This window comes from Pseudonocardia sp. UM4_GMWB1 (assembly GCF_017312155.1).
In the GTDB taxonomy this organism is placed as follows: Bacteria; Actinomycetota; Actinomycetes; order Mycobacteriales; family Pseudonocardiaceae; genus Pseudonocardia; species Pseudonocardia alni.
Map to the genome: position 1 here is coordinate 857,087 of NZ_QJPN01000001.1, position 26,563 is coordinate 883,649.

The 26,563-nt window shown below is 73.9% G+C and carries 26 protein-coding genes; 19 read left to right on the forward strand and 7 right to left on the reverse strand.

The features are described 5' to 3' along the window. Window positions 1-4 precede the first annotated feature (4 nt). Both DMP15_RS04240 and DMP15_RS04245 read left to right on the forward strand, forming a co-directional pair. Window positions 5-1,468, forward strand: coding sequence for a fused MFS/spermidine synthase (locus DMP15_RS04240; RefSeq protein WP_202416237.1), 1,464 nt, complete (start codon window positions 5-7; stop codon window positions 1,466-1,468). A 294-nt stretch (window positions 1,469-1,762) separates the two neighbouring features. Next, on the forward strand, window positions 1,763-2,203 hold the full coding sequence (locus tag DMP15_RS04245) for a hypothetical protein (protein WP_073576786.1): 441 nt from the start codon (window positions 1,763-1,765) through the stop codon (window positions 2,201-2,203). Window positions 2,204-2,210: 7 nt separating this feature from the next. Here the strand turns inward: DMP15_RS04245 and DMP15_RS04250 are convergent, their stop codons facing one another. Together DMP15_RS04250 and DMP15_RS04255 are read right to left on the reverse strand one after the other, a co-directional pair. Then, window positions 2,211-3,119, reverse strand: a complete 909-nt coding sequence (locus DMP15_RS04250) for a dihydrodipicolinate synthase family protein (RefSeq protein ID WP_073576785.1) — start codon at window positions 3,117-3,119, stop codon at window positions 2,211-2,213. Continuing rightward, window positions 3,116-4,282 carry a mandelate racemase/muconate lactonizing enzyme family protein gene (locus DMP15_RS04255; RefSeq protein WP_073576784.1) on the reverse strand — a complete coding sequence of 389 codons (1,167 nt, stop codon included), beginning with the start codon at window positions 4,280-4,282 and terminating at the stop codon, window positions 3,116-3,118. The genes DMP15_RS04250 and DMP15_RS04255 overlap by 4 nt, the downstream gene beginning before the upstream one ends. 97 nt (window positions 4,283-4,379) lie before the next feature. Here DMP15_RS04255 and DMP15_RS04260 point away from each other — a divergent pair, with 97 nt between their 5' ends. The 9 genes from DMP15_RS04260 to DMP15_RS04300 are packed head-to-tail and all read left to right on the forward strand — an operon-like array spanning window position 4,380 to window position 12,122. After that, window positions 4,380-5,183, forward strand: coding sequence for an IclR family transcriptional regulator (locus tag DMP15_RS04260; RefSeq protein ID WP_337825479.1), 804 nt, complete (start codon window positions 4,380-4,382; stop codon window positions 5,181-5,183). Further along, window positions 5,180-6,436 carry an ABC transporter substrate-binding protein gene (locus DMP15_RS04265; protein ID WP_073576783.1) on the forward strand — a complete coding sequence of 419 codons (1,257 nt, stop codon included), beginning with the start codon at window positions 5,180-5,182 and terminating at the stop codon, window positions 6,434-6,436. Before DMP15_RS04260 ends, DMP15_RS04265 begins: the two co-directional genes overlap by 4 nt. After that, window positions 6,433-7,404, forward strand: coding sequence for a carbohydrate ABC transporter permease (locus DMP15_RS04270; RefSeq protein WP_073576782.1), 972 nt, complete (start codon window positions 6,433-6,435; stop codon window positions 7,402-7,404). The genes DMP15_RS04265 and DMP15_RS04270 overlap by 4 nt, the downstream gene beginning before the upstream one ends. After that, window positions 7,401-8,246, forward strand: a complete 846-nt coding sequence (locus DMP15_RS04275; protein ID WP_073576781.1) for a carbohydrate ABC transporter permease — start codon at window positions 7,401-7,403, stop codon at window positions 8,244-8,246. The genes DMP15_RS04270 and DMP15_RS04275 overlap by 4 nt, the downstream gene beginning before the upstream one ends. Next, window positions 8,243-8,875 carry a bifunctional 4-hydroxy-2-oxoglutarate aldolase/2-dehydro-3-deoxy-phosphogluconate aldolase gene (locus tag DMP15_RS04280; RefSeq protein ID WP_073576780.1) on the forward strand — a complete coding sequence of 211 codons (633 nt, stop codon included), beginning with the start codon at window positions 8,243-8,245 and terminating at the stop codon, window positions 8,873-8,875. Before DMP15_RS04275 ends, DMP15_RS04280 begins: the two co-directional genes overlap by 4 nt. Then, window positions 8,872-9,798: a sugar kinase gene (locus tag DMP15_RS04285; RefSeq protein ID WP_304580164.1), complete on the forward strand. Its 927-nt coding sequence runs from the start codon at window positions 8,872-8,874 to the stop codon at window positions 9,796-9,798. The genes DMP15_RS04280 and DMP15_RS04285 overlap by 4 nt, the downstream gene beginning before the upstream one ends. Before the next feature lie 43 nt (window positions 9,799-9,841). Continuing rightward, window positions 9,842-10,930 (forward strand): ABC transporter ATP-binding protein, encoded by a 1,089-nt coding sequence (locus DMP15_RS04290; protein WP_073576779.1) that lies wholly within the window; start codon window positions 9,842-9,844, stop codon window positions 10,928-10,930. A gap of 53 nt (window positions 10,931-10,983) precedes the next feature. Continuing rightward, window positions 10,984-11,583 carry a superoxide dismutase gene (locus DMP15_RS04295; protein ID WP_073576778.1) on the forward strand — a complete coding sequence of 200 codons (600 nt, stop codon included), beginning with the start codon at window positions 10,984-10,986 and terminating at the stop codon, window positions 11,581-11,583. After that, on the forward strand, window positions 11,580-12,122 hold the full coding sequence (locus DMP15_RS04300) for a flavin reductase family protein (RefSeq protein WP_337825480.1): 543 nt from the start codon (window positions 11,580-11,582) through the stop codon (window positions 12,120-12,122). The genes DMP15_RS04295 and DMP15_RS04300 overlap by 4 nt, the downstream gene beginning before the upstream one ends. Here DMP15_RS04300 and DMP15_RS04305 read toward each other — a convergent pair. Further along, on the reverse strand, window positions 12,082-12,258 hold the full coding sequence (locus DMP15_RS04305) for a hypothetical protein (RefSeq protein ID WP_157818365.1): 177 nt from the start codon (window positions 12,256-12,258) through the stop codon (window positions 12,082-12,084). The genes DMP15_RS04300 and DMP15_RS04305 overlap by 41 nt on opposite strands. 301 nt (window positions 12,259-12,559) lie before the next feature. Between DMP15_RS04305 and DMP15_RS04310 the strand changes: the two genes are divergently transcribed. Beyond that, window positions 12,560-13,936, forward strand: a complete 1,377-nt coding sequence (locus DMP15_RS04310; protein WP_073576776.1) for an ATP-dependent 6-phosphofructokinase — start codon at window positions 12,560-12,562, stop codon at window positions 13,934-13,936. Window positions 13,937-13,944: 8 nt separating this feature from the next. On the opposite strand, the gene DMP15_RS04315 is transcribed toward DMP15_RS04310, so the two are convergent. Both DMP15_RS04315 and DMP15_RS04320 read right to left on the reverse strand, forming a co-directional pair. Continuing rightward, window positions 13,945-14,772, reverse strand: coding sequence for a SirB1 family protein (locus DMP15_RS04315; protein ID WP_073576775.1), 828 nt, complete (start codon window positions 14,770-14,772; stop codon window positions 13,945-13,947). A 19-nt stretch (window positions 14,773-14,791) separates the two neighbouring features. Continuing rightward, window positions 14,792-15,754 carry an ATP-binding protein gene (locus DMP15_RS04320; protein WP_073576774.1) on the reverse strand — a complete coding sequence of 321 codons (963 nt, stop codon included), beginning with the start codon at window positions 15,752-15,754 and terminating at the stop codon, window positions 14,792-14,794. A 223-nt stretch (window positions 15,755-15,977) separates the two neighbouring features. On the opposite strand from DMP15_RS04320, the gene DMP15_RS04325 reads away from it, so the two are divergent. Continuing rightward, window positions 15,978-16,430, forward strand: coding sequence for a MaoC family dehydratase (locus tag DMP15_RS04325; RefSeq protein ID WP_073576773.1), 453 nt, complete (start codon window positions 15,978-15,980; stop codon window positions 16,428-16,430). 13 nt (window positions 16,431-16,443) lie between these two features. Continuing rightward, window positions 16,444-17,652 (forward strand): acetyl-CoA C-acetyltransferase, encoded by a 1,209-nt coding sequence (locus tag DMP15_RS04330; RefSeq protein ID WP_337825481.1) that lies wholly within the window; start codon window positions 16,444-16,446, stop codon window positions 17,650-17,652. A 44-nt stretch (window positions 17,653-17,696) separates the two neighbouring features. Here DMP15_RS04330 and DMP15_RS04335 read toward each other — a convergent pair whose 3' ends face one another. Continuing rightward, a complete protein-coding gene (locus DMP15_RS04335; RefSeq protein WP_073576771.1) occupies window positions 17,697-18,185 on the reverse strand; it encodes an inorganic diphosphatase in 489 nt (162 codons plus the stop codon). Between the two features lie 226 nt (window positions 18,186-18,411). Between DMP15_RS04335 and dacB the strand changes: the two genes are divergently transcribed. The 4 genes from dacB to hpt all read left to right on the forward strand — a co-directional run bounded on the left by dacB (window position 18,412) and on the right by hpt (window position 22,676). Next, complete coding sequence (dacB, locus tag DMP15_RS04340; RefSeq protein ID WP_167410003.1) at window positions 18,412-19,821, forward strand: D-alanyl-D-alanine carboxypeptidase/D-alanyl-D-alanine endopeptidase; 1,410 nt, start codon at window positions 18,412-18,414, stop codon at window positions 19,819-19,821. 149 nt (window positions 19,822-19,970) lie between these two features. Then, window positions 19,971-20,948: a zinc-dependent metalloprotease gene (locus tag DMP15_RS04345; protein WP_237453441.1), complete on the forward strand. Its 978-nt coding sequence runs from the start codon at window positions 19,971-19,973 to the stop codon at window positions 20,946-20,948. Continuing rightward, window positions 20,945-22,057, forward strand: coding sequence for a tRNA lysidine(34) synthetase TilS (tilS, locus tag DMP15_RS04350; RefSeq protein ID WP_337826671.1), 1,113 nt, complete (start codon window positions 20,945-20,947; stop codon window positions 22,055-22,057). The genes DMP15_RS04345 and tilS overlap by 4 nt, the downstream gene beginning before the upstream one ends. Before the next feature lie 58 nt (window positions 22,058-22,115). Beyond that, on the forward strand, window positions 22,116-22,676 hold the full coding sequence (gene hpt, locus DMP15_RS04355) for a hypoxanthine phosphoribosyltransferase (protein ID WP_073576928.1): 561 nt from the start codon (window positions 22,116-22,118) through the stop codon (window positions 22,674-22,676). Between the two features lie 7 nt (window positions 22,677-22,683). On the opposite strand, the gene DMP15_RS04360 is transcribed toward hpt, so the two are convergent. After that, on the reverse strand, window positions 22,684-23,700 hold the full coding sequence (locus tag DMP15_RS04360; protein WP_337825482.1) for a serine protease: 1,017 nt from the start codon (window positions 23,698-23,700) through the stop codon (window positions 22,684-22,686). 345 nt (window positions 23,701-24,045) lie between these two features. Between DMP15_RS04360 and ftsH the strand changes: the two genes are divergently transcribed. Next, the gene (ftsH, locus tag DMP15_RS04365) at window positions 24,046-26,550 is read left to right on the forward strand and encodes an ATP-dependent zinc metalloprotease FtsH (protein WP_337825483.1); all 2,505 of its coding nucleotides are present in this window, start codon (window positions 24,046-24,048) and stop codon (window positions 26,548-26,550) included. Window positions 26,551-26,563: the final 13 nt, after the last annotated feature.

Sequence of the window (26,563 nt, forward strand, 5' to 3'; positions counted from 1 at the left end):
CGGGGTGCGCCTCGCCATGGCCCGGACCGCCGTCGTCGTCTCGGGGGCGGCGATCCTCGTCGTCGAGACCCTCGCGACCCGGCTCGTCGCGCCCTACGTCGGACTGACGCTCGAGTCGACCACCGCCGTGATCGGGGTGGCCCTCGCCGGGATCGCGGCGGGCGCCTCGCTGGGTGGGCGGTGGGCCGACGAGCGCGACCCGGTGGCGGTCGCCGCGCTGATGATGGTCGTCGGCGGGCTGGGCACGCTGGCCGTGCGGCCGGTGGTCCGGCTGCTCGGGCCGCTGCTCGGGGCCGGGCCGTACGCCGCCGTGGTGCTCGTCGCCGCGTCCACCCTGGTCTCGGTGACGGCGCTCGCCGCGGTCACCCCGGCCGTCACCAAGGCCCGGCTGACCGGGCTGGACCGTTCGGGCGAGGTCGTCGGCGGGCTGTCCGCGGCGGGCACACTCGGGTCGCTCGCCGGGACCTTCCTCACCGGGTTCGTGCTGGTCGCGCTCCTGCCGGTGAGCGCGATCCTGCTGGTCACCGCGGCCGCCTGCCTCGTGCTCGGGCTCGTCCTGGCGCCCCGGCGGCGGCGTTCGGACATCGCGAAGGGTGGTGCCGCGGCACTGCTGCTGGCCGTCGCGCTCGTCGCGCTGCCGGGGCGCTGCGACGCCGACACCACCTACTACTGCGCCGCCGTCCGGACCGACCCCGCGGACCCGGCCGGTCGTTATCTGGTGCTCGACGACCTGCGCCACTCCTACGTCCGCCTCGGCGACCCCGCGCACCTGGAGTTCGCCTACACGAAGCGGTTCGCCGCGGCCGTCGACACCGCGTTCGGTCAGGGTCGCCCGGTCGACGCGGTGCACATCGGCGGCGGCGCGCTGACCATGCCGCGCTGGCTCGCCGCGACCCGCCCCGGCAGCACCTCGACCGTGCTGGAGCTGGACCAGGGCGTGATCGACCTCGGCGTCCGCTCCCTGGACGCGGGCGGGATCCCCGGCACCACCGTGCGCACCGGCGACGCCCGGGTGAACCTCGCCGCGCTGCCCGACGACTCCGCCGACCTCGTCGTCGGCGACGCCTTCGGTGCCCGCTCGGTGCCTTGGCACCTGTCCACCGCGGAGTTCCTCGGCGAGGTGGCGCGGGTACTGCGCCCGGGCGGGATCTACGTCCTCAACGTGATCGACCGGTACCCGCTCGACCTGGTGAAGGCCGCCACCGCGACCGTCGGGTCCCGGTTCGCGACGACGATGCTCCTCGCCCTCCCCGACGAGTTCGCCCCCGGCGGCGGCGGGAACGTCGTGGTCGTCGCCTCGGACCGGCCGCTCGACCCGGCCGCTCTCGGCGCCGCCGTCGCCCGCTCCGAACCGGCCGGCACGGTCCTCGACCCGGCCCGCACCGCCGCGTTCACCGCGGGGACGCCGGTCCTGACCGACGACCGCGCCCCGGTGGACCAGCTGATCACCACTGGGCTGACGGGGTAGGACGCCCCCCCGCGCCCCGGGGTGCCGTGCCCCGCCCAGCTCGGCGTCGCGCTGCGCCGAGATGCAGCTCAGCGGGAATTGTGGATCTCCAGCGCCCGCTCAGCTGCATCTCGTCGGTGGAATCGGTCCGGGCTCGGACGACTCGGGGCGTCGCCGAGCAGCCTCGCGGGAGGCCGGCGCACCGGGAGGCGAGGCTCATCGGGAGGTGAGGCCCGGCCGCGCGGGGTCCGGATCACGCTAGGGTCGGCGACGGGGTCCGGTGGGCCCCGTCGGACGATCGAGGGGGAGACGGGCGTGGCGACCTGGGAGGACCTGAAGGCCTACGTCGTGGTCCGGTACGAGATCGTCCGCCAGGGCGCGGACGAGCTGCGGTTCCGGCTGCCGACGACCGAGGACCGGGACCAGCTCGTCGTCGTGAAGCGGGTGCGGGAGGGCGCGGGCCGCCCCGGCGTCGAGGTCACCGACGCGGCGGCCGCGGTCGCCGACCCGGACCAGGAGTGGGTGCAGATCGAGTCCCCGGTCGCGCGGCTCGGCGAGGTCGACCTCGGCCGCGCCCTGGAGCTCGCGGGGCCGTCGGTGGTCGGTGGGCTGGCCGCGGAGGAGGGCGTCGTGGTGTTCCGGCACTCGATCCCGCTCGGCCCGGCCGCGCTCGACGGCTTCGAGTTCCCGTTCCGCCAGGTCGTCCACCTCGCCGACGAGCTGGAGCACGCGCTGACCGGGCGCGACGAGCACTGAATCGGGGCTACCCGGCCTGCGCGACACCCAGTCCGGCGAGGATCTCGCGCAGACCGGTCCGCGCCCGCGGGTCCAGCTGCCGGGCCGGTGCGCGGACCGTGGCGTCGTCGATGATGCCCCTGGCGACCAGCACCTCCTTGTGGACCGCCCAGGCCGGGCCCGGTTGCAGCCCGAAGACGATCAGCGGGAGCAGCCGGGCGAACCCGTCCCGCGCACGGGCGGTCTCCCCGGCCGCCCAGTCGTCGAGGACCGGCCGGAGGAGATCGGTGAACTCGCAGGCCGGCATGGTCCCGACCGCGCCGCCCGCGTACTCGTCGAGACAGAACTGGGCGTTCTGGCCACCGAGCACGGCGAACCCGGGGTCGTCGACGGCGTCCCGGACCGCGGCCACCTTGGGTGCGGTGGGCGGGGCCTCGACCTTCACCGAGGTGATCCCGGGCAGATCGGCGAGCCGGGCGATCATCTCCGGGGACATCGCCACACCGGTGACACCCGGGGCGTCCTGGACCATCACCTCGCAGGCGGTGGCAGCGGCGACCTCACCGTAGAACTCCACGACCTGCTGGGGCGAGGGCTTGACCATGTAGGGCGGCAGCACCATCAGCGCGGTCGCGCCGTCCTGCTCGGCGGCCAGCGCCTGTTCGACGGCGGTCACCGTCGAGGTGGCGTTCACCCCGCACACCACCGGTACGTCGGCGGCGGCGGCGTTGACGGTCTGCACGACGGTGCGGGTGACGGTGCTGCGCTCGTCGGCGGTGAGCGCGAAGGCCTCGCTCGCCATCCCGGACACCGCGACCCCGTCGGCACCGGACTCGAGCTGGAAGCTCACGAGCCTGCGCAGCGAGTCCGGGTCGAGGGCGCCGTCGGCCCGGAAGGGCGTGGCCAGGATGGGCATCAGTCCGCGGGTGGCGGTCATCGTGTCGTCTCCGATGTGGTGTGGGCGGCCACGGCCTCGGTGTCGATCTCGATCCCGAGACCCGGCCCGTCCGGCAGCTGCATGTGGTCGGCGCCCACCTGCAGCGGCGTGCGCAGGATCCGCTGGCCGACCTCGGTGGAGGTGGGCTGGTACTCGAACGCGAGGAGGTCCTCGACGGCGGCGGCGACGTGCAGTCCCGCGGCCAGCGCGATCCCGAGCGCGACCGAGTGGTGCGGCGCGACCGGGACGTGCCGGGCGGCACAGAGCTCGGCGATGCCGATCGCCTCGGTGATACCGGTGCGGCCGATGTCGGGCTGGGCGATCGCGAGCGCGTCCATCGAGAGCCAGTGCGCGAACTCGAACCGGTTGCGCAGGGTCTCGCCGACCGCGATCGGGATCGGCCCGTCGCGCAGGGCGTGGTGGCCGCGATCGTCCTCCGGGGCGAGCGGGGCCTCCAGGAACCAGGCGTCCCGTGCTGCGAGCCCGCGGGCGAGCCGCCGGGCGTCGTGGCGCCGGTAGGCCCAGTGCCCGTCCACGGCCACCCGCAGCGTCGGTGCTGCTGCACGGACCGCGTCCACGGTGGCCAGGTCCCGTTCGACGCCGTGCCCCAGATGGAGCTTGACGGCGCTCGCGCCACGGGACACCCAGTCGCGGGACAGCTCGGCCCTCTCGGCGTCGCCGGCCCGGGGCAGACCGGAGACGTAGGTCGGGATCCGTTGCCGGTAGGCGCCGCCGAGCAGCGTGGCGACCGGTACCTCCAGGAGCCGGCCGGCCAGGTCCCACAGGGCGATGTCGACGGCGGCGAGCGCGTCGGCCTGGTGTCCGACCAGGTGGCCGCGCTCGCGCATCAGCTCGGCGGCGGCCCGGACGACCGGGCGCGGGCTGCGGGCGTCCGCGCCGACGAGCTGTCCGGCCAGGGTCGTGCGGACGACGGCGGCGACGATCTCGGGACCGACCGGTGCGAGCGCCTCACCCCAGCCGGCCGTGCCGTCCTCGGCGGTCAGCCGGACCAGCACAGTCTCGAAGCGGGGTGAGTACAGGCTGCGCCAGGGCGGCCGGACGGCGTAGCCGTCGGCGGGCCCGGTCCCGTCGGGGAGGACGCCGAGATAGGGCTCGTCGTTGTCGATCTTCAGGACGAAGGTGTCCACTGCGGCTATTCGCATCTACTCATCCACTGACTGGTTGACATCATGCACACAGCGGATATCGTACGTCATCGAGAGCGGATGAGTCGATAACGACGTCGATACGGAGGTGGCGATGGCCGGTGAGCAGCAGGCGACCAACCAGAGCGTCGAGAGGGCCGCGGCGGTGCTCGCCGCGTTCTCCGACACCCGGGCACTGAGGGTCGCCGATGTCGCCAACCGGGCTGGCCTCGGCCAGTCGACGACCTCCCGGATGCTCGCGACCCTGGAGGCACTGGCCTACGTCGAGCGGGATGCGGCGGGCACGTACCGGCTGGGTGCCGCACTGATCGAGCTGTCCGCGGCGGCGCTGAACCAGCACCCGGTGTTCCGGGCCGGTCGCCAGCCTGTGCAGGACCTGGCCGGGCGCACCGGGCTCGGGGCGAACCTGTCGGTGCTGCGCGACTGGTCGGTGTTCTACCTCGCCAACTTCGAGGGCCCGGACGCCCCGCGGGCGGCCACCCTGGCCGGTCGGCACAATCCGCTGCACGCCACCGGGATGGGCAAGTGCCTGCTGCTCGGCTCCACACCGGAGCAGCGCCGCGACCTGCTCGGTGAGCTGCAGTCCTTCACCCGCCACACGATCACCGGGCACGACGCGCTGGACGACGACCTGGACCGCACCCGGGAACGCGGCTACGCGACCGAGATCGAGGAGCTCGCCTTCGGTCGGGCCTGCGTCGCTGCCCCGGTGCACGACGCGGACGGCCTGGTCGTGGCGGCCGTCTCGATCTCCGGCTCGCTGTCGGTGATCGACCTGGCCCGGCGGGAGCGCGAGCTCTCGGTCCAGGCGATCGAGACGGCGGACGCGATCAGCGTGACGCTGGGCTACACGAGCCCGGCCGAGGTCGGGACCGTGCCGCCGGTGGGACGGTCGTGAGCGCCGCGGCGCTCACCTCCCGCCGGGGTTTCCTCGGGCTCGCCGCGGCGGCGGCGACGGCGTCTCTGGTGGGATGCGGCCGACCGCAGGCCGGCACCGGCGACCTGGTCCTGGAGTTCCCGTCCTGGCAGGCGGAGGAGGGCAGCTTCGCGCCGTGGTGGCGGGAGCTCGTCGCAGCCTACGAGCAGCGGAACCCGGGGATCCGGATCAACCTCTACCCGATGCCGTTCGACAGCTACGCCGACCAGCTGACGATCCGGTTCGCGGCCAACCAGCGCCCGGACATCCTGCACCTGCCCGCCCGCAATGCCGCCGAGTTCGCCGGGCGCGGCTGGCTGGAGTCACTGCAGACCCGGCTCGACGACACCGACATCGTGTCGTCGTGGACTCCGCTGCAGGAGGAGATGGCCACCGGTGGTGACCACTACGGGGTGCTGCTGCTCGGTTACGGCTACAGCCTCTACTGCAACGAGTCCCTGCTCCGCGCTGCCGGGCACACCGTGCCGCGCACCACCGAGGAGCTGCTCGCGGCGGCCGAGGCGGTGACCGGCGACGGCATCTACGGCTTCGGCGCGACCACCACCCAGAACCCGGACAACTACACCGAGCTGGCGGCCTTCGTCGTCGGCACGGGCGGCAGCCTGTTCGACGGCGACCGGGTCACCGCGACCACCCCCGAGACGATCCGCGGTCTGGACGCCTACCGCCGGGCGGTCGCGCAGGCGCCACGCGGGATCCAGAGCCAGCAGCGCAACGAGCTCTTCCGCACCGGCAAGATCGCGATGCTGCTGGAGGGCCCGTTCTTCGCCTCCGAGCTGGAGGACGCCGAGGAACGGGTGCGGCCGTCCCTCACCGTCGCCCGGGCCCCCTTCGTTCGTACGCCGGGGGGCACCTCGAACAGCATCCACATCCCCGAGGGCACCGACCCCCGGCGGGCCGACGCGGCCTGGGAGCTCATCCGGCTCGCCTGCTCGCCGGAGTGGCAGCGCCGCTACCGGGAGCTGACCGGGAACCCGGTACCGCGCCGCAACCTCGGCGACGAGCCGCCCGCGGGCAGCGAGCTCGCACTCGTCCAGGAGCTCGCCGACGAGGCGATCTCGATCTTTCCCGACAGCGAGGCGCAGCGGGAACGGTTCGGCCGGATCAGCGACATCGTGGCGGCCGCCGCCGTCTCGCTCATCACCGGCCGGGAACCGACCACAGCGATCGCCGGCACGCTGCAGGATCAGCTCGAGGAGGCGGTCCGCCCATGACCTCATCGGCCACCGGAAGCACCACCGCGGACCCACCGGGTCCGCCTGCCGGTCCCGATCGCCGGCCGCGTCCGCTCCAGCGGCGCGCCCGGCGGCGCCGAGGGCTGTTCGCCTACGGCACGCTCGCTCCCACCCTGCTGGTCGTCGCGGTACTGATGGCCTACCCGCTCTACGTCGCCCTCGACCTGAGCCTGCGCGGCGGTCAGATCTCCGACCTGCTGGACCTGAGCGGCAATCCCTACACGCTCGGCAATTACGCCGAGGTGCTGGGCTCGTCCGGGCTGTTCGCCGACGTCGTCCGGTCGGTCGTCTACACGCTCGGGGTGGTGGTGCCGGCCTTCGCGATCGGGCTCGGCCTCGCGCTGCTGCTCAACCGGGCCTTCCCCGGCCGGCGGATCATCCGGCCGCTCGTGCTGCTGCCGTGGGCGGTTCCCGGGGTGGTCGTCGCCGCCGCGTTCAGCTGGATGCTGGACTCGTCCTACGGCGTGGTGAACTACCTGCTGCGCACGGTCGGGCTGATCGACCAGAACGTCGCCTGGCTCGCCGACGGCCGGACCGCGCTCGCCGCGGTGATCGTCCCGACGGTGTGGAAGTACTACCCGTTCTTCACCCTGATCCTGCTCGCGCAGCTGCAGTCGATCCCGGCCGAGCTGTACGAGGCGGCCCGGGTGGACGGTGCCTCGCCGGTGCGGCAGTTCCGGCACATCACCTGGCCGGCGATCGCCGGGGCGTCCACCCTCGCCGTCGTGATCACCGCTATCGGTGTGTTCCGCGAGTTCGACTTCATCTTCCCGCTCACCGGGGGCGGTCCGAACGAGGCCACGCAGACCCTGGCCGTGCGGATCTACACCGAGGCGTTCCAGTACTTCGAGATGGGTACCGCGACCGCACTGGGCATCGTCACGATGGCGATCTGCGGGTTCTTCCTGCTGGCCGGTGGCCGCTCGATCCGACGGGAGTTCTCATGAGTGCCACGGCGCCGGCCGACGGCCGTCGGTGGAGCCTGCTCGCGCTGGCCGTCGTCGTGACCGGTGTGCTGATGTTCCCGGTGTACTGGATGATCATGACGTCGCTGGTCCCCAGCAGCGACCTGCTCGTCGCCGATCCACCGCTGGTGCCACCCGCGGACTCGGCGACGACCGAGGCGTGGACCGGGGTGATCGACGACCAGCCGGTCGGCCGCTGGCTGTGGAACTCGACGGTGACGACGATCGGCGCCGCGACCATCTCGACCGCGGTGAGCACCCTCGGCGGGTACAGCCTGTCCCGGTTCCGGACCGCGGGCCAGCAGGCGATGGGATTCACCCTCCTGTTCAGCCGCATGCTTCCGGGCACCCTGTTGATCATCCCGTTGTTCGTGCTGTTCGCCGGGCTCGGGATGGTGAACAACCTCTGGTCGGTGACACTGGTCAACATCGCGGCCACCGTTCCGTTCACCACCTGGTTGATGAAGGGGTTCGTCGACTCGGTACCCGCCGAGCTCGAGCAGTCCGCGATGATCGACGGCTGCGGCCGGCTGCGCGCGCTCTGGTACGTGGTGGTCCCGCTGCTCAAGCCGGGCATCGCCGCGACCTTCGTCTACGCGTCCATCCTGACCTGGGGCGACTTCCTGTTCGCCCGCACGCTGATGGGCGATCCGCAGGGCTGGACGGTGACCGTCGGTATCGCGACCTTCATCGGTGAGTTCAGCATCGACTGGTCCGGCCTGATGGCGATCGGTCTCATGTCGACGGTTCCGATGGTGCTGCTGTTCATCGTGCTCGAACCGTTCCTGTCCCGCGGGATGACGGCCGGGGCGGTGAAGGGATGAGCGCCGCACAGGACCTGATGACGACCCTGCGCCGGACCGGGCTGCTGGCGATCGTCCGCGGCGCGGACCGCGAGGCGAGCGTGGCCACCGCGCTCGCGCTGGCCGAGGAGGGTGTGCAGGCACTGGAGATCTCGCTGAGCGGCCACGAGCCGCTCGCGGTGATCGAGGAGGTGGCGGCGCGCACGGCGGGCCGGGTCGCGCTCGGCGCCGGCACCGTGCTCACCCCCGGTCAGGTGGACGACGCGGTCGCGGCCGGTGCCCGGTTCGTGGTCACGCCCGCGCTGGCCGGTTCCGTTCCGCACGCCGTCGCGGCCGGGCTGCCGGTGCTCTGCGGCGCGCTCACCCCGACCGAGGTGGCGACCGCGGTCGGGCACGGTGTCACCGCGGTGAAGATCTTCCCGGCATCGACCGTCGGCCCCGGCTACCTGGACGCGCTGGCCGGGCCGTTCCCCGCCCTGGACACCGTGCCGGTCGGCGGGATCGGCAAGGACCAGGCCGTCGAGTACCTCGCCCACGGCGCCTGCGCGGTCGGGGTCGCCGGTCCGCTGTGCGGTGACGCCCCGGACGGCGGTGACCTGGCGGCCCTGCGCCGCCGCGCCCGTGACTTCCTGCGGGCGGTGCAGCCGTGATCGATCTCCTGGTCGCCGGTGAGGTGATGACCGCGGTCCGCTGCGACGGCCCGCTGCGCCTCGGCGGGAGCGCGACGGTGTCGGTGGTCGGCGCCGAGGCGGGCGTCGCGATCGGCGCCGCCCGGCTCGGACACTCCACGGCGCTCGGTGGCCGGGTCGGCGCCGACGAGTCCGGGGCCCTGGTCCGGCGGACGCTGGCCGCCGAGCAGGTGGCCGTCGACGCCGTCGTCACCGATCCGGACGCCACGACCGGGCTGGTGCTCTTCGAGCGCCGCACGCCCGACCTGACCCGGGTCGAGTACCACCGGCGCGGCTCCGCCGGATCCCGGTGGGGCACCACCGACCTCGCTCCGGCGCTCGCGCTCCGGCCACGGGCCGTGCACCTCTCCGGGGTCACCGCGGCCCTGTCCGAGTCCTGTCGCACGGCCTGCGCCGAGCTCGCCCGCCGGGCCCGGCTGCTCGGGGCGGTGGTGTCGGTCGATCTCAACCATCGCCCGGCCCTGTGGCCCGACGACGTGGCGGGCCCGGCACTGGCCGCACTCGCCGGGCAGGCCGACGTCGTGATCGGATCCCCCGAGGAGTTCGCCCTGATCGGCGCCGCGGACCCGGCCGAGCTGCTGGCCGGGACCCCGGGCGAGGTCGTGGTCAAGAACGGCGTGCACGGCGCGACCAGCCACGACGCCGACGGGCCCCGGCACCGGCCCGCGCTGCGGGTCCGGGCGGTGGACCCGGTCGGGGCCGGTGACGCCTTCTGCGCCGGCTGGCTCTCGGCCCTGCTGGACGGCGCCGACCGGACCGAGCGGCTCGACCGGGCGGTCACCGTCGGGGCCTTCGCGGTCACCGCCCGCGGCGACTGGGAGGGACTGCCCCGCCGTGACGAGCTGTCCCTGCTGGACCTGCCCGACGGCGCCGTCGTGCGCTGAGCACCGCCGCCCCGATCTCGCACGAACCCGACGAGGAGACCCCATGGCAGCCGTCAGCTTCGACAAGGCATCCCGGATCTACCCGGGGACCCCGCCGGTGCGCGCGGTCGACACCCTGGACCTGAGCATCGCCGACGGCGAGTTCCTGGTCCTGGTCGGCCCGTCCGGCTCCGGCAAGTCCACCGCGTTGCGGATGCTCGCCGGGTTGGAGGACACCGACGAGGGCGCGATCCACATCGGCGGCCGGGACGTCACCGACGCGGCGCCGAAGGACCGGGACATCGCGATGGTCTTCCAGTCGTACGCGCTCTACCCGCACATGACCGTCGCCGAGAACATGGGGTTCGCGCTGCGCCTGCAGAAGGTGCAGCCGGCGCAGCGCCGCGCCCGGGTGGAGACGGCCGCCGAGCTGCTCGATCTCACCCGCTACCTCGACCGCAGACCACGGGCCCTGTCCGGTGGGCAGCGCCAACGGGTCGCCATGGGCCGGGCCATCGTGCGGGAGCCATCGGTCTTCCTGATGGACGAGCCGCTGTCCAACCTCGATGCCAAGCTGCGGGTCGAGACCCGGGCCAACATCGCCGCGCTCCAGCAGCGGCTGGGCACGACCACCGTCTACGTCACGCACGACCAGACCGAGGCGATGACGATGGGCGACCGGGTCGCCGTGCTGCGCGACGGGCGCCTGCAACAGTGCGCCCCGCCCCGCGAGCTCTACGACCGGCCGGTCAACGCGTTCGTCGCCGGGTTCATCGGGTCACCGGCGATGAACCTGCTGCCCGGCCGGATCGACGACGACGGGATCGTCATCGACACGCACCGGATCGGCGACGCGCTCGGACGGGAACTCGACGGACTCGACGCCGATCGCGCGGTCCGGGTCGGGGTGCGGCCCGAGGGGCTGCGGCTCGCCGGGAACGGCCTGCCGATCGTCGTCGCCCTGGTCGAGGAGCTCGGATCGGACAGCTACCTGCACGGCCGGTACACCGCGGCCGACGGCGGCGACCACCGGCTGACCGTCCGGCTGCCCGCGTCGACGCCGTCGCCGACCATCGGGGCTGTCGTCCGGGTCGCCGTCGATCCCGCTGCGGTCCACCTGTTCCATCCCGGCACGGACGAGCGGCTGGACTGACGACGCAGCTCACCCTTGACCTCAACCGGGGTCGAGGTCGTTGGCTGGGCCGCATGGCCGACTACACGCTCCCGGACCTGCCCTACGACTACTCCGCGCTCGCCCCGCACATCGCGCCCGAGATCATGGAGCTGCACCACTCCAAGCACCACAACACCTACGTCCAGGGCCTCAACACCACCCTCGACAAGCTCGCCGAGGCCCGCGACAAGAACGACTTCGGCGCCGTCGTCGGACTCGAGAAGACCCTCGCGTTCAACCTCGGCGGCCACGTCAACCACTCCGCCTTCTGGAACAACCTCTCCCCCGACGGCGGCGACAAGCCCACCGGCGACCTCGCCACCGCCATCGACGCCGACTTCGGCTCCTTCGACAAGTTCCAGGCCCACTTCACCGCCGCCGCCACCACCATCCAGGGCTCCGGCTGGGCCATCCTCGGTCACGACCGGCTCGGCGACCGCCTGCTCATCCACCAGCTCTACGACCAGCAGTCCCAGCTCCCCGCAGGCCAGACCCCCATCGTCCTGCTCGACATGTGGGAGCACGCCTTCTACCTGCAGTACAAGAACGTCAAGCCCGACTACGTCAAGGCCTGGTGGAACGTCGTCAACTGGGCCGACGCCGCCGAGCGGTTCGCCCGGGCGCGGGCGTGACGGTCGCCGATCCGGCCGGGGGCCTGCGGGCGGCGTTCCGTGGGCACCCCGCCGGGGTCGCCGTGCTCACCACGACCGGGCCCGACGGGCCGGTCGGGATGACGGCGTCGTCGGTCGCCTCGGTCGGGGTGGACCCGCCCGCAGTGTCGTTCTCGACCGCCCGTGACTCGCGGCTGGCCGGTGCGCTCGCCGGGGGCGGGACGGTCGTCGTGCACCTGCTCGACGGCACCGACACCGGTCTCGCGGCGGCGTTCGCGGTCCCGGGCGCGGAGCGGTTCGGAGCGGGTGTCCGGTGGATGGCCCTGCCGACCGGGGAGCCGTGGCTGGTCGACGTGGGCACCGCGCTGCGCTGCCGGGTCCTGTCGGTCTCCGAGGTCGGCGCGTCGCTGCTGGTCGCGGCCGAGGTCGTCGAGCTGCTCGGGCTGCGCCGTCGCGGCCGACCCCTGGTGTGGGTGGGACGGGCCTACCGCGGCGTCCCCGTCGAGGACACGGACGCGGTCACAGCGGCTGCGGATGCACGTCCAGCGCCTGGTCGATGACCGTGCGCAGGCGGTTGAGCAGCTCGTCGGCCTCGCTCCAGGTGACCGCGCCGGTCGCGACGCCGTGGCGCAGCTCCTCGGCGATGGTGCGGGCGAATCCGGTGGACCAGGCGTGACGGGGGTCGATGCTCCGCATGGACGAATTTTGCCCTACGCGACGTGCTGCGTTCACCCCGGGTGCTCGTTTCGTTCACAGTGCGTGTGCGACAGGGTGGGCGAAACCGGTGACGTCCGGCGATGCACACCGCAAGGACGCGGGGCGGTCCGCGGGCCGGCCGGTGACGCATCGGCGACGACGATGGTCCGATCGGCGGGACTCGGCGCACCCGCGGGTGGTCCCGCGGCGCCGTTCCCGGGGGTCGGATCGACGATTCGCCCGGTGTGCGTCACGATGATCGCCCGGCCCCCGGGCGAATCGATCCAGACGGAGTGTGCGCGTGACCACCTCGGAGTACAGCAGCATCACGCCCGGGGACCTGGCCATCGACACGCTCGGCCCGGCCCGCATCACCTCGCCGCTGGCGCCGCTGCTCGACGCCCGCCGCACCACCGAGCACTACGTGGACGCCGGTGACCGGGTCCTGCTCGACGACACCGCCGCCGGGATCCGCGCCCGCGGCGTCGAACCGGAGGAGCTGCCGGGCCTGGAACCGTGCGGGCCGCGCCGGCAGATCTACTTCGACCCGTCGAAGACCCGCGCCGGGATCGTCACCTGCGGCGGTCTGTGCCCGGGGCTCAACGACGTCATCTCCGGCCTGGTCCGCACCCTGACCTACCACTACGGCGTGCGCCGGGTCGTCGGGTTCCGCAACGGCTACCGCGGCTTCGTCTCCTCCTACGGTCACGACGTCGTCGAGCTGAGCCCGGAGTCGGTGCGCGACATCCCGGTCGACGGCGGCACCTTCCTCGGCACCTCACGCGGCCCGCAGGACCCCGAGGAGATCGTCGACTGCCTCGAGCAGATGCACCTCAACGTGCTGTTCGTGATCGGCGGCGACGGCACCATGCGTGGCGCGATGGAGATCGCCAGGGTGGTGGGGGAGCGGGGGCTGCGGATCGCCGTCGTCGGGATCCCGAAGACGATCGACAACGACATCCCGTTCATCGACCAGTCCTTCGGCTTCCAGACGGCGTTCTCCCAGGCCAGCGAGGCCATCCGGTCGGTCACGGTGGAGGCCAAGTCCACCCCCGGCGGCGTCGGCCTGGTCAAGCTGATGGGCCGGCACTCCGGCTTCATCGCCTGCTACGCCTCGCTCGTGCGTTCCGACGCCGACGCCGTCCTGATCCCCGAGGTGCCCTTCGAGCTGGACGGCGAGACCGGTCTGTTGAACCACCTGCGACGACGGGTGTCCCAGCGCGGGCACGCGGTCGTCGTCGTCGCGGAGGGGGCGGGGCAGGAGATGCTGCCGCCGGTCGGGCGCACCGACGCCTCCGGCAACGCGAAGCTCTCCGACGTCGGCCCCTGGCTCAAGGATCGCATCGCCGACTCCTTCGCCGACGCCGGGATGGAGACCACCGTCCGCTACGTCGACCCGAGCTACATCATCCGTAGCGTCCCCGCGAACCCCTATGACAGCGTCTACACCGTCCGGCTGTCCCAGGCGGCGGTGCACGCCGCCATGTCCGGGCGCACCGCGATGGTGGTCGGACGGGTGCGGCGTCGGTTCGTGCACATCCCGATGAGCCTGGCCGTCAGCCGTCGCAACCAGGTGGACCCGCACGGTGACCTGTGGATGGCCGTGCTGGAGTCGACCGGCCAGCCGTGGCGCTTCGGCGAGGACTCCGGCGCGCCGACCCGGGCCCCGCACACCTGACCGACGTCCTAGTTGAGGTGGGCCCGGTGCTTCATCGCCTCGGTGCGCACCTCGTCCAGCACCTCGGCGCCCGAGCGCGACCCGCGCCCCGGACCGTCCACCCAGGACTCCATCAGCCGGGCCGCCTCGTCCCAGCGGGCCTGCGCGGCGAGCACCTCGCCGAGCTCGCGGATGAGCTCCGGGCCCTGGTGGCGCAGGCCCAGCCGCATCCGGAGCACCCACTCCAAGCCGTCGTGGTCGCGGGAGCGGCCGTAGGTCGCCCGCAGGTTCTCCAGCATCCGGGCGAGGATCTGGCGGGTCGAGGTGCGCGGCAGCATGCCCGAGTCGAAGGGCACCTCCGGGCCGGCGCCCGTCGTCGCGCGGAAGAGCTCCTCGCAGCCCGCCGGGTCGAGCCGCCTGCCGCCGCCGAAGGCGTCGACGAGGCGCTGGGTGCCGGGCACCCGCACCAGGAAGTGCCCGGGCATGCCGACGCCCTCCAGCGGCACCCCGGCCCGGCGGCCCACCTCGATCGCGACGACCGACAGGGTGATCGGGATGCCGGTGCGGCGTTCGAGGACGTCGGGCAGGAAGGAGTTGCGCGGGTCGGCGTAGTCGGTGGAGTTGCCGCGGAACCCGGCCTCGGTGAACAGCCGGTGCAGCAGCGACTCGAACCCGGTGACACCCTCGGCGAGCTCGTCGAGCGTCGCGCGGGCCCGTGCGGTGGACACCGCCGCGACCTCCGGATCCGGGGCGGCGCCGGCGGCGATCGCCAGTGCGGCCTCGTCGAGCGGCGGTTCGGGCCCGGTCACCATCCGTAGGAAGCGGGTCACCGGGTCGGCGCGGTCGTGCCGGGTCACCCCGGGACCGTACCGGGATTCACGGGGGCGACATCGTGACGCGCACGACCGTGCCCGTCACCTGACCGGGATCGTCCTCCGCGGTCCACACCTGCAGCACGTCCGACAGCTCCGAGGCCAGCCACATCCCCCGGCCACGGTTCCCGGCGACCGGAGGCGCGGCGAGCCCGGGGAACGCGAGCCGGCACGTCGCGGCGTCGCTCATCTCGGAGACCAGCCCCGCCTCGGTGCGCCACATCCGCAGGACCGGGTGACCCGACCCGTGCTCGACGCCGTTGCTGATCAGCTCGTTGACCGCCAGCACGAGGTCGGAGATCCGGCTGGGCCCCAGCCCGGACAGCTCGGCCTGCCGCTCGACGACGCGCCGCATCGACCCGAGGTCGTCCAGGGTCACCGGCAGCGTCACGATCGCCGGCCCCAGCTCATCCGGCGGGCACTGCGGGTTCTCGGCCAGCAGATCGTGGTCGTCGCGCCGGCAGCCGCTCGGGACCGGGGCGCCGTCGACGAGGAACTCGTCGTGCAGGGCCCCGGCGTGCGCGCGGTCGGGCTCGACGTCGGGGAAGCAGCACAGCAGCTCGACGGGGAGTTCACGCAGGGCGTGCGAGAGGGCGAGATCGAGGCGGGTCCAGTAGGCGGCGTCCGCGCCGGGCAGCTCGACCGGCTGGCCGACCGTGCACACCCCGGACGCGCCGTCGGCCAGCGCCCCGCGCACCGCGCGGCTCCAGCGTCCCGCGACCGTGAACGGCGGGGCCGAGTGCATCCTGTCCGGCGTGCGGAACTCCACCCCGGCGTCGTGGCCGAGGGAGCGGCGCAGCACCGCGGCACACCGCGGGTCGACCACCACGAGCGCACGACGGCCCGCCTCCAGTGCCCCGGCCACCGGTGCGGTGAGGGCGGCGGCCTGGTGTTCGGGATCCCGGTACGGCACGGCCCGGTGGACGAGGCCGTCCGGGTCGGGACGCGAGGTGGTGGTGGCGGTCATCGGCGGTCGGGGGCGGTCGGGGTCATGGGGCGTAGGCCTTCCACGTCGAAGCTGTGCCCATCTGCTCAAGGCGGCTCCTGACGAGGTGACCTTAACCAAGCCGCACCGGTCGTGTGGTGCGGGGCGTGTGTGTTCGACGACGTCGCACCCCCCCGGCGGCCCGCGGTGCGGTAGGGAAAGCTGGAAACGGATCACCCATCACGCACCACGAACGGAGTGACAGATGCGCGTCTTCGACGGAGTGGACGAGCTGCGGGCGGCCAAGGGGACCGAGATCGGGACCTCGCCCTGGCTGACCGTCACGCAGGAGCGGATCGACGGTTTCGCCGACGCCACCGACGACCACCAGTGGATCCACGTCGACGCCGAGCGGGCCGCGTCCGGACCGTTCGGCGCCACGATCGCCCACGGCTTCCTGTCGCTGTCGCTGCTGCCCAAGCTGGTCCAGTCCGTCTACAAGGTGGACGGGGTCAAGATGGGCGTGAACTACGGCCTCAACAAGGTCCGGTTCACCAGCCCGCTGCCGGTGGGCAGCCGGATCCGCGCCCGGGTCGAGCTGACCGACGTCAGCGACGTCTCCGGTGGCGTCCAGCTCACCATCGGCGTGACCGTCGAGGTCGAGGGATCCGAGAAGCCCGCCCTGGTCGCCGAATGGCTGACCCGGCAGTTCGTCTAGGAGGAGAGAACCCATGCGTGATGCGGTGATCTGCGAGCCGCTGCGGACCCCGGTCGGCGGGTTCGGGGGGTCGCTGCGCGACGTCCCGGCCCACACCCTCGCCGCGACCGTGATCCGCGCCCTGATGGAGCGGACCGGGCTGGACCCCGACGTCGTCGAGGACGTCGTGCTGGGCCACTGCTACCCGACGATGGACGCCCCGGCGATCGGACGGGTCGCCGCGCTCGACGCCGGCCTGCCGGTGACCGCGGGCGGCATCCAGATCGACCGCCGCTGCGGCTCGGGCCTGCAGGCCGTGCTCTACGCGGCCGGCCAGGTCCGGACGGGCGCGGCGGAGGTCGTGCTGGCCGGTGGCGCCGAGTCGATGTCGGGCGCGTCGTTCTACTCCACCGGGATGCGCTGGGGTGTCAAGGGCGGCGGGGTGATGCTGAACGATTCGCTGGCGCGCGGCCGCGTCACCGCCGGCGGGAAGAACTTCCCGGTGCCGGGCGGGATGCTGGAGACCGCGGAGAACCTGCGCCGCGACTACGCGATCGGTCGCGCCGAGCAGGACGAGTACGCCGTCCGCTCGCACCACCGGGCCGCGGCCGCGCAGGAGTCCGGGGTGTTCGCCGAGGAGATCGTCCCGGTGACCGTGCCCGGCCGGAAGGGCGACACCGTCGTCGAGCGCGACGAGCACGTCCGCCCCGACTCGACGGTCGAGAAGCTGGCGACGCTGCGCCCGATCCTGGGCAAGGACGACCCGGACGCCACCGTGACCGCGGGCAACGCGTCGGGCCAGAACGACGGCGCCGCGATCTGCGTGGTGACCAGCCCGGAGAAGGCCGCCGAGCTGGGACTGCGCCCGCTGGCGAAGGTCGTGTCCTGGGGCCTGGGCGGGGTCCCGCCCACGACGATGGGCATCGGCCCGGTCCCGGCGACGGCCAAGGCCCTGGACGTGGCCGGGCTGACCCTGGCCGACGTCGACCTGATCGAGCTGAACGAGGCGTTCGCCGCGCAGGTGCTGGCCTGCACGCGGGAGTGGAAGTTCACCGACGCCGACTTCGAGCGCACCAACGTGCACGGCTCGGGGATCTCGATGGGGCACCCGGTCGGTGCCACCGGCGGCCGCATCCTGGCCACCCTCACCCGCGAGATGGCGCGTCGCGACGCCCGTTACGGGCTGGAGACGATGTGCATCGGCGGCGGCCAGGGCCTCGCCGCGGTGTTCGAGAAGGTGTGACCCGTAGCCGGGGCGGCCGTGCACGGCCGCCCCGGCGAGATCGGTCAGTGCCCGGCGTTCTTCGCGCGCTCGTAGGACGCCTTGATCTCGCGCTCGGCGTCGGCCCGGCCGACCCAGGACGCACCCTCGACGCTCTTGCCCGGCTCGAGGGTCTTGTAGATCTCGAAGAAGTGCTGGATCTCCGCCCGGTCGAACTCGGCCAGGTGGTGGATGTCGCGCAGGTGCTCCTGGCGGGGGTCGTCCGAGGGGACGCAGAGGACCTTGTCGTCGCCGCCCTTCTCGTCCTTCATCCGGAACATGCCGATCGCGCGGGAGCGGATGACGCACCCGGGGAAGGTCGGCTCCTGCACCAGGACCAGGGCGTCCAGCGGGTCCCCGTCCTCGCCCAGGGTGTCGTCGATGAACCCGTAGTCGGCGGGGTACTGGGTGGCGGTGAACAGGGTGCGGTCGAGCCGGATACGTCCGGTCTCGTGATCGACCTCGTACTTGTTCCGGCCGCCCTTGGGGATTTCGATGGTGACGTCGAAGTCCACGGTTCGTTGCTCCTTGAAGAGGGTCAGCGGTCTTGTGTCACGGCTCCACCGGATCCGGGGCGGGGCCGCTGGCCCGCCCGCTCCGGCGGTGTCGGTGCTGCCCCCTAGTGTGAGGGACCGGGTGGGCGCGGGTGCACGCCGGTGAGGGCGGAGCGGGCCGATGTGGCCCGCGTCGCACCACCGTGCGGGCAGGTCGGTCGCCGGACGAGCAGGTACAGGAGGGTCCGTGGGACGCAGGCATCGCCGGCCGGAGCGCAGCTACCGGCGGTTCGCCGTGGTCGCGGTCGCGGTGATGGCACTGGCCTCGCTGTTCGGCGCCGTCGCCCTGGCCGGGCCGGACGCCCGCAGCTCGTTCGGGCTCGGCACCACCGCCACCCAGTACCCGCCGGTCCCGATGCCCGCGCTGCGCCCCCTCACGCCGACGGCGCCGGTGCCGAGCGCCGCCGGGATCACCCAGGCCCTGTCCTCCCAGCTCGACGCGCCCGAGCTCGGCGAGGTCACCGGGGTGGTCATGGACTCCGCGGCCCCGCGCGGGGTGAAGCCGATCTGGGAGCGTGACGGCGACCGCGGCATGGTCCCCGGCTCCACGACGAAGCTGCTCACCGCCGCGGCCGCGCTGCTGTCGCTGAACCCGACCGACCGGCTCGCGACCCGGGTCGTGCCCGGTCCGTCCCCGGACTCGGTCGTCCTCGTCGGGTCCGGCGACCCGTCGCTGACCGCGCTGCCCGACGGGCAGGACGGGCTCTACCCGGAGCCCGCGCGGATCGCCGACCTCGCCGAGCAGGTGAAGAAGGCCGTCGGCCGCCCGATCACGACGGTCTACACCGACGCGAGCCTCTGGACGGGCCCGGCCGAGTCCCCGGGCTGGGGGCCCACCGATGTCGCGGACGGCTACGTCGCCCCGATGTCGGCGCTGATGCTCGACGGCGGCCGCACCGACCCGCTGCAGCAGGACGGCCCGCGCAGCACCGACCCCGCCGCGGCCGCCGGGAAGGCGCTGGCCCGCGCGCTCGGCGCCTCCGACGTCCTCGAGGGCGTCGCCGCTGCGAACGCGCCGGTGCTGGGCAGCGTGTCCTCCCCGCCGATCGCGAGCCTGATCGAGTACATGCTCACCGCCTCGGACAACGTCACCGCCGAGGCGATGGCCCGCCAGGTCGCGGTGTCCAAGGACGGCGAGGCCTCGTTCGACGGCGCCTCGAAGGCCGTCACCGAGGCGCTGGTCCAGGCCGGTTACGACGTGTCCGGGCTGGAGCTCGCCGACGGCAGCGGCCTGTCCCGGGACAACCTGATCCCGGCCCGGCTGCTCGGCGCGGTGCTGTCCTCGGCCGCCGCCCAGTCCGACAGCCCGACCGACGTGCAGTTCCTGCGCCCGATCCTCACCGGGCTCCCGGTCGCCGGCGGTGGCGGGACGCTCGCCGACCGGTTCGGCGACCCACGGTCGGTCGCCGGGCGCGGTGTCGTGCGCGCCAAGACCGGCACGCTGTCCGGCGCCTCCAGCCTCGCCGGGGTCGTCACCGACGTCGACGGCAGGCTGCTGGTGTTCGCGCTGCTGTCCAACGGCACCTCGCCCGCCGACGCCCGGCCCGCGCTGGACCGCATCGCGGCGACGCTGTCGCGCTGCGGCTGCCGCGGCTGACCCGGTCTCGCGCACCCGTCGTCGCGGGTAGCGTGGGACGCATGGAGACCGACACGACCGGCCCGGTCACCGGCCGCCCCCGGCCCGACCGCACCGGCGCCGGACTGCCGGTGAACTGGTCCCTGGCCGCGTCGACGGCGGCATCGCTGATGCCCGCCGGGCCCCGCACCACCCCCGCGGTGGCGGGCGCGCTGGTGGAGCGCCTGCGCACCGACTCCGCCCGCGCCGAGGGACACGTCCGCGAGGTCACCGGCCTCGGGGCGGACCTGCCGCTGCTGCCCGCCGACGTGCTGGACCGGCCCGCCTGGGCGCGTGCCGCCGTCGGGGGGATGGAGGCGCTGACCTCCGGCGCCCGGCTGCCCGACTCGCCGTGGCCGCTGCGCACGGTCACCGCGGCGGGCTCGGGAGTGCAGCTCGGCGCGCTGCTCGCCTACATGGGTGCCCGCGTGCTCGGCCAGTACGACCCGTTCGGCGGGCCCGGCGGGGAGGGGCGGCTCATCGTCGTCGCCCCGAACGTCTACGCCGCCTCGCGCTCGCTCGACGTCGACGGCGACCAGTTCGGCCTCTGGGTCTGCCTGCACGAGGCCACCCACCGGCTCCAGTTCACCGCGGTGCCGTGGCTGCGCGACCACTTCGCCGGGCTGGTGACCGAGCTGCTGTCGCTGCAGGAACCGGACACCGCGCGGCTCGCCCGGCTGCCCGACGCGATCCGCGCGCTGCGCGGCGAGGACGGCCGCAAGGCCGACGTGCTCGCGCTGGTCGAGCTTCTGCAGGGCCCCGAGCAGCGGGCCGTGCTCGACCGGCTGCTCGCCCTGTCGACCCTGCTGGAGGGGCACGCCGACCACGTCATGGACGCCGTCGGGCCGGACGTGGTCCCCGACGTCGCGCTCATCCGGCGCCGGTTCACCGAGCGCCGCCGCGGCGGCGGGCTGATCGACCGGATCCTGCGCGCGCTCCTCGGGGTCGAGGCCAAGATGCGCCAGTACGCCGTCGGCGCCGCGTTCTGCCGGGCCGTCGAGCGCGAGGCCGGGATGGCCGGGATCAACCGGGTCTGGGAGTCGCCGGAGACGCTGCCGACCCGCGCCGAGCTGGACGACCCCGCCGCGTGGCTGCGCCGCGTCGCCTGACGGGTCACGGGCTCGCCGCGGCCGGCCGGGTCCGGCGTGCCGTGCGGGCTGCACTGGACCGGCTGCCCGGTGACGTGGCGGCCGCCCCGCCGCTGGTCGCCTGCTCCGGCGGGGCCGACTCCACCGCGCTGGTGCTCGCCGTCCGGGAGGCGGTCGAGGGGCCGGTGCACGCCGCCGTCGTCGACCACGGGCTGCAGGGCGGGTCCGCGGAGCGCTCGGCGGGGCTCGCCACGCTGCTGCGCGGGCTCGGGGTGACGGCGACGGTGCACCCGGTCGTCGTCGGCGCCGCGGGCGGCCCCGAGGCCGCGGCCCGGGCCGCCCGGTACACGGCGCTGCGGGCGGCGCGGCCGACGCCGTCGTCGCCGGTGCTGCTCGGGCACACCCTCGACGACCAGGCCGAGACGGTCCTGCTGGGCCTCGGCCGGGGCTCCGGGGCCCGGTCGCTGTCCGGGATGCGCGAGTGGACCGAGCCGTGGCTGCGCCCGCTGCTCGGGGTGCGCCGGGCCGACACCGTCGCCGCCTGCGCGGCCGCCGGCGTCGCGGCCTGGGCCGACCCGCACAACGCCGACCCCCGCTTCGTCCGCTCCCGGCTGCGCCACGAGGTGCTGCCGCTGCTGGAGGACGTCCTGGGCGGCGGGGTCGCGGCCGCGCTCGCCCGCACCGCGGACCAGCTCCACGACGACGACGCCGCCCTCTCCGTCGCCGCGGCCCGGCTGCTGTCCGCGGCCCGCGTGACCACGGACGGTGAGCGGAATGCACCGGCGGGGGGGACCGGGCCGGGTGATTCCGGCGACAACGGCTCACCACCGGGTACCGCCGCGACCGACCCGACCGGGGCCACGGCGGGGGTCGGGGAGGCCGTCGGCACCGCGCTCGACACCGGTGTACTGGCCGCTGCCGAGCCCGCCGTACGGCGCCGGGTCCTGCGGGAATGGCTCGCCGGAGCGGGCGCGCGGGCCCTCACCGACGCGCAGCTGCGGGCGGCCGACGACCTCGTCGGAGCCTGGCGCGGGCAGGGCGGACCGGCGGTGGGCGGCGGCTTGGTGCTGACCCGCGCCCGTGGCAGGCTCGTGCTGCGCCGCCGCAGCCGGCCGCGTGACCGGGCGTGACCGCGGGTCCGGTGGAGGCGTCGACCGGGCCGTCACACGGTCCGTGCGAGGGGGTCGGGTGTACGACGGGGACATCTCCTCGGTGCTGGTCACCGAGGAGCAGGTGCGCGAGAAGACCGCGGAGCTGGCGCAGCAGGTCGCCGGTGACTACGCCGACCTCGTGCGCGACGGCCGCGAGTCCGACCTCGTGCTGATCGGCGTCCTCAAGGGCGCCGTCATGTTCATGACCGACTTCGCCCGCGCGCTGCCCATCCCGGCCCAGCTCGAGTTCATGGCGGTCAGCTCCTACGGCTCGTCGACCTCGTCGTCGGGTGTCGTGCGGATCCTCAAGGACCTCGACCGCGACATCGCCGGGCGGCACGTTCTGATCGTCGAGGACATCATCGACTCGGGGCTGACCCTGAACTGGCTGCTGGGCAACCTGCAGACCCGCTCGCCCGCGTCGCTGGAGGTCGTGACGCTCCTCCGCAAGCCGGACGCGGTGAAGGTCGACGTCCCGGTCCGGTATGTCGGCTTCGACATCCCGAACGAGTTCGTCGTCGGCTACGGCCTCGACTACGCCGAGCGCTACCGCGACCTGCCCTACATCGGCACGCTCGACCCGTCGGTCTACGCCTGAGCGCGGCTCAGCCGAGCCCGGGCCCGGCGGGTGTGGCCAGCGCGCGCGGGTCCACCCCGGCCGGGGCCGCGGTGAACGCGGGCCCGCCGGCGAGCGTCAGACCGGCCGGACCGTCGGTGCGGGCTGCGTAGTCCAACGCCCTCGCCAGGTCGGTGTACTCGATGCTGGGCAGGTCCTCGGTGGTGGTGAGGCTGGACAGCACGCCGATCGCGCGGCCCTGCGCGTCGAGCAGCGGGCTGCCCGACTCCCCGGCGACGCCGTCCTGCACGGCGAACACCGCGTGCCCCCACCCGCCACCGACCTCGGCGGCGGCCGCACCGGCGCGCACCCCGACCGTGCGGACGCCGCCGGCGCCGGGTGGGTTGGTCAGGCCGTAGACCGGGGTGCCGGCGGGCAGCGGCGCGGTGCGGACCGCGCCGGGACCTCCGAAGAACGGCACCGCGGCACCCACCGACGGGCGGGCGCCCGCGGGCAGCTCGACGAGTGCGAGGTCGTTGTAGGCGCAGACGTCGGGGTCGCGCTCCCCGCGGGCCTGCATGGTGTTCCACGAGCTCCACGCCAGCGTCCCGGTGACCGTGCCGTCGCGGCCGTGCACCAGCACCGGGGTGCCCAGCGGCACCGCGTCGGAGGTGCAGCCGTCGGTCTCGGTCTCGCCGCCGGTGCCGCCGCAGTGCGCGGCCTGCCCGAGGAAGGTGCGCTCGCCCGCGGTGAACACGAACCCGGCCGTGCACAGGCCCGCGCCGGTGGTCTCGGTGACGGTCCCCGGACCGATCGACCCCGGCCCCGCGACGACGGCCGGGTGCGGCACGAGGTCGCCCGCCTCGGCCCGGGCGGTGGTCGCCGGCGGCGCGGGCGCGGTCACGACCGGCGGCGTCGGTGCGGCGGCCACGGGCGCCGGGATGACGGGCACGGCGACGGCCGTCCCCACCGGCACGGTGAACACCGCCAGTGCCGCCGCCGCGGCGAGACCGGCGGCGAGCACCGACACCGTCCGCCGGGGTCCGGCCACCGCGTGCAGCGCCATCCGATCGTCCCTCCCGACCCGCAGACCATCGCCGCTGGACCGGACGGAGCAGGGCGCCGCTGCCCTCCGCCGCCGTCCGGGTACCGAGCGTGCTGCACAGTTGTCCCACACCACGGTGTCGAGGTGTGCGTCGGGACACCCCTGTGGGGGAACCGGGCAGGTCGCCGGTTCGTTCTCGGATCGGCCGCCCGCTCACCGGGCGGTCCGGCCAGGTCCGTCCGGAGCACTCCACCCACCGTGGGGCTATCCTGGCGGGTCAGGGCCCTCCGGCGGGGCGGTACACCGTCCGCCGCCGCTGCCGAGAACCACTCCCGGGAAGGTGAAGGCCACCCAGGCCGACGTTGCATGGACCGCAAGCGCCTGCTCCGCAACCCGCTGATCTGGATCCTCGTCGCACTCCTGATCTATCTCGGGTTCAGCCAGCTGTTCGACGACACCCGCGGATACACCGAGGTCACGACGTCGGTCGCGCTCTCCCAGGTGCAGTCGGGGAACGTCAAGGACGCCCTCGTCGAGGACCGTGAGCAGCAGCTCCGCCTCACGCTGGACCGCCCGATCGAGGTCGACGGCAACGAGACGACCCAGATCCTCACCCAGTACCCCGCGCAGATCTCCGGTCAGATCTTCGACCAGGTCCGCCAGGTCCCCGGGATCGCCGAGTACGACACCGTCGTCCGCCAGGACTCCTTCCTCTCCACGCTGCTGATCACGATGATCCCGCTGGCGCTGGTCCTGATCCTGCTGTTCTGGTTCCTGAACAACGCCCAGGGCGGCGGGAACCGGGTCATGAGCTTCGGCAAGTCCAAGGCCAAGCAGCTGAACAAGGACATGCCGAAGAACACGTTCGCGGACGTGGCGGGCGCCGACGAGGCGGTCGAGGAGCTCTACGAGATCAAGGACTTCCTGCAGAACCCGGGCCGTTACCAGGCCCTGGGCGCGAAGATCCCCAAGGGTGTGCTGCTCTACGGCCCGCCCGGCACCGGCAAGACGCTGCTGGCCCGTGCGGTCGCCGGTGAGGCGGGCGTGCCGTTCTACACGATCTCCGGGTCCGACTTCGTCGAGATGTTCGTCGGTGTCGGTGCCTCCCGGGTGCGCGACCTGTTCGAGCAGGCCAAGCAGAACGCGCCCTGCATCATCTTCGTCGACGAGATCGACGCGGTCGGCCGCCAGCGCGGCGCCGGCCTCGGCGGCGGGCACGACGAGCGCGAGCAGACCCTGAACCAGCTGCTCGTCGAGATGGACGGCTTCGACGCCCGCGGCGGCATCATCCTGATCGCCGCGACGAACCGGCCGGACATCCTGGACCCGGCGCTGCTGCGCCCGGGCCGGTTCGACCGGCAGATCCCGGTCGGCGCCCCCGACCTGGCGGGTCGCCGCGCGATCCTGTCGGTGCACTCCAAGGGCAAGCCCTTCGCCGACGACGTCGACCTCGAGTCGCTGGCCAAACGCACCGTGGGCATGTCCGGCGCCGACCTGGCCAACGTGATCAACGAGGCCGCGCTGCTGACCGCCCGCGAGCACGGGACGCTGATCAACGGCGCCGCGCTGGAGGAGTCGGTCGACCGCGTCGTCGGCGGCCCCCGGCGCAAGTCGAAGATCGTCTCCGAGCGCGAGAAGAAGATCACCGCATACCACGAGGGCGGGCACGCGCTGGCCGCGTGGGCGATGCCGGACCTGGAGCCGGTCTACAAGCTCACGATCCTGCCGCGCGGGCGCACCGGCGGGCACGCGCTCGTCGTCCCGGAGGACGACAAGGGCCTCATGACCCGCGCCGAGATGATCGCGAGGCTGGTGTTCGCGATGGGTGGGCGTTCGGCCGAGGAGCTCGTCTTCCACGAGCCCACGACGGGCGCGTCCTCCGACATCGACCAGGCCACCAAGATCGCCCGCGCGATGGTCACCGAGTACGGCATGAGCGCCAAGCTCGGCGCCGTCCGCTACGGCCGCGAGCAGGGCGACCCGTTCCTCGGTCGCTCGATGGGCAACCAGGCCGACTACTCGCTCGAGGTCGCCCACGAGATCGACGAGGAGGTGCGCAAGCTCATCGAGGCCGCGCACACCGAGGCGTGGGAGATCCTCAACACCTACCGCGACGTGCTCGACAACCTGGTGCTCGAGCTCCTGGACAAGGAGACCCTGAACCGCAAGGACCTCGAGCGGATCTTCGGGTCGGTGGAGAAGCGGCCGCGGATCACCGCGTTCGACGACTTCGGCGTGCGCACGCCCTCGGAGAAGCCGCCGATCAAGACCCGGCGCGAGCTGGCGCACGAGCGCGGTGAGGTCCTGCCGCCCGAGGAGGACGAGCTCACCCCGGCCGAGGTCGGCTCGGGCGTCGCCAACGGCTACGGAGACGCGCCCGGCACCCCCGGCGCCTCCCCGTTCCCGGCGGGCGGCTCGGTCCCGAGCCGCCCGGACGCCCCCAACGACGGCGGCTACGCCCCCGGCGACGGCGGCCCGGGCCACGGCGGCGGCAACGGCGGGAACGGGAACGGGAACGGCTACGGCGCGCCCGGCAACGGGCACGGCGCCCCGGTCCACGGCCACGGCCGGGCCGGGTCCTACGGCGGACCGGGACAGCCCCCGCCGCCCGCCGTCGCCCCGAACTACGGCGCCCCGCCGGACTGGCGGCCCGCGACGACCCCGCAGGGGCAGAGCTGGCCGCCGCCGAACTGGGCGCAGCCGCCGCAGCAGGGCGGGCCGCAGGGCCCCGCCCAGGGCGGTCCCTGGCCCGGTCGCGGACCGGGCGGCGGCAACGGCAACGGCGCTCACGGCAACGGCGCGCCGGGCGGTGCGAACGACCCCGGCGCCGGCGAGCAGCGACGCGGACACGACCCGGAGGCAGGACACTGAGCACGTCGACGAC

What these genes read in the sequence shown, in the direction of transcription:
- DMP15_RS04250 (WP_073576785.1), bottom strand. Translation starts at nt 3,119, where the DNA reads ATGACCGCCACCCGCGGACTGATGCCCATCCTGGCCACGCCCTTCCGG.
- DMP15_RS04255 (WP_073576784.1), bottom strand. Translation starts at nt 4,282, where the DNA reads ATGCGAATAGCCGCAGTGGACACCTTCGTCCTGAAGATCGACAACGAC.
- DMP15_RS04260 (WP_337825479.1), top strand. Translation starts at nt 4,380, where the DNA reads ATGGCCGGTGAGCAGCAGGCGACCAACCAGAGCGTCGAGAGGGCCGCG.
- DMP15_RS04270 (WP_073576782.1), top strand. Translation starts at nt 6,433, where the DNA reads ATGACCTCATCGGCCACCGGAAGCACCACCGCGGACCCACCGGGTCCG.
- DMP15_RS04275 (WP_073576781.1), top strand. Translation starts at nt 7,401, where the DNA reads ATGAGTGCCACGGCGCCGGCCGACGGCCGTCGGTGGAGCCTGCTCGCG.
- DMP15_RS04280 (WP_073576780.1), top strand. Translation starts at nt 8,243, where the DNA reads ATGAGCGCCGCACAGGACCTGATGACGACCCTGCGCCGGACCGGGCTG.
- DMP15_RS04290 (WP_073576779.1), top strand. Translation starts at nt 9,842, where the DNA reads ATGGCAGCCGTCAGCTTCGACAAGGCATCCCGGATCTACCCGGGGACC.
- DMP15_RS04295 (WP_073576778.1), top strand. Translation starts at nt 10,984, where the DNA reads ATGGCCGACTACACGCTCCCGGACCTGCCCTACGACTACTCCGCGCTC.
- DMP15_RS04305 (WP_157818365.1), bottom strand. Translation starts at nt 12,258, where the DNA reads ATGCGGAGCATCGACCCCCGTCACGCCTGGTCCACCGGATTCGCCCGC.
- DMP15_RS04320 (WP_073576774.1), bottom strand. Translation starts at nt 15,754, where the DNA reads ATGACCGCCACCACCACCTCGCGTCCCGACCCGGACGGCCTCGTCCAC.
- DMP15_RS04325 (WP_073576773.1), top strand. Translation starts at nt 15,978, where the DNA reads ATGCGCGTCTTCGACGGAGTGGACGAGCTGCGGGCGGCCAAGGGGACC.
- DMP15_RS04330 (WP_337825481.1), top strand. Translation starts at nt 16,444, where the DNA reads ATGCGTGATGCGGTGATCTGCGAGCCGCTGCGGACCCCGGTCGGCGGG.
- DMP15_RS04345 (WP_237453441.1), top strand. Translation starts at nt 19,971, where the DNA reads ATGCCCGCCGGGCCCCGCACCACCCCCGCGGTGGCGGGCGCGCTGGTG.
- DMP15_RS04360 (WP_337825482.1), bottom strand. Translation starts at nt 23,700, where the DNA reads ATGGCGCTGCACGCGGTGGCCGGACCCCGGCGGACGGTGTCGGTGCTC.
- ftsH (WP_337825483.1), top strand. Translation starts at nt 24,046, where the DNA reads ATGGACCGCAAGCGCCTGCTCCGCAACCCGCTGATCTGGATCCTCGTC.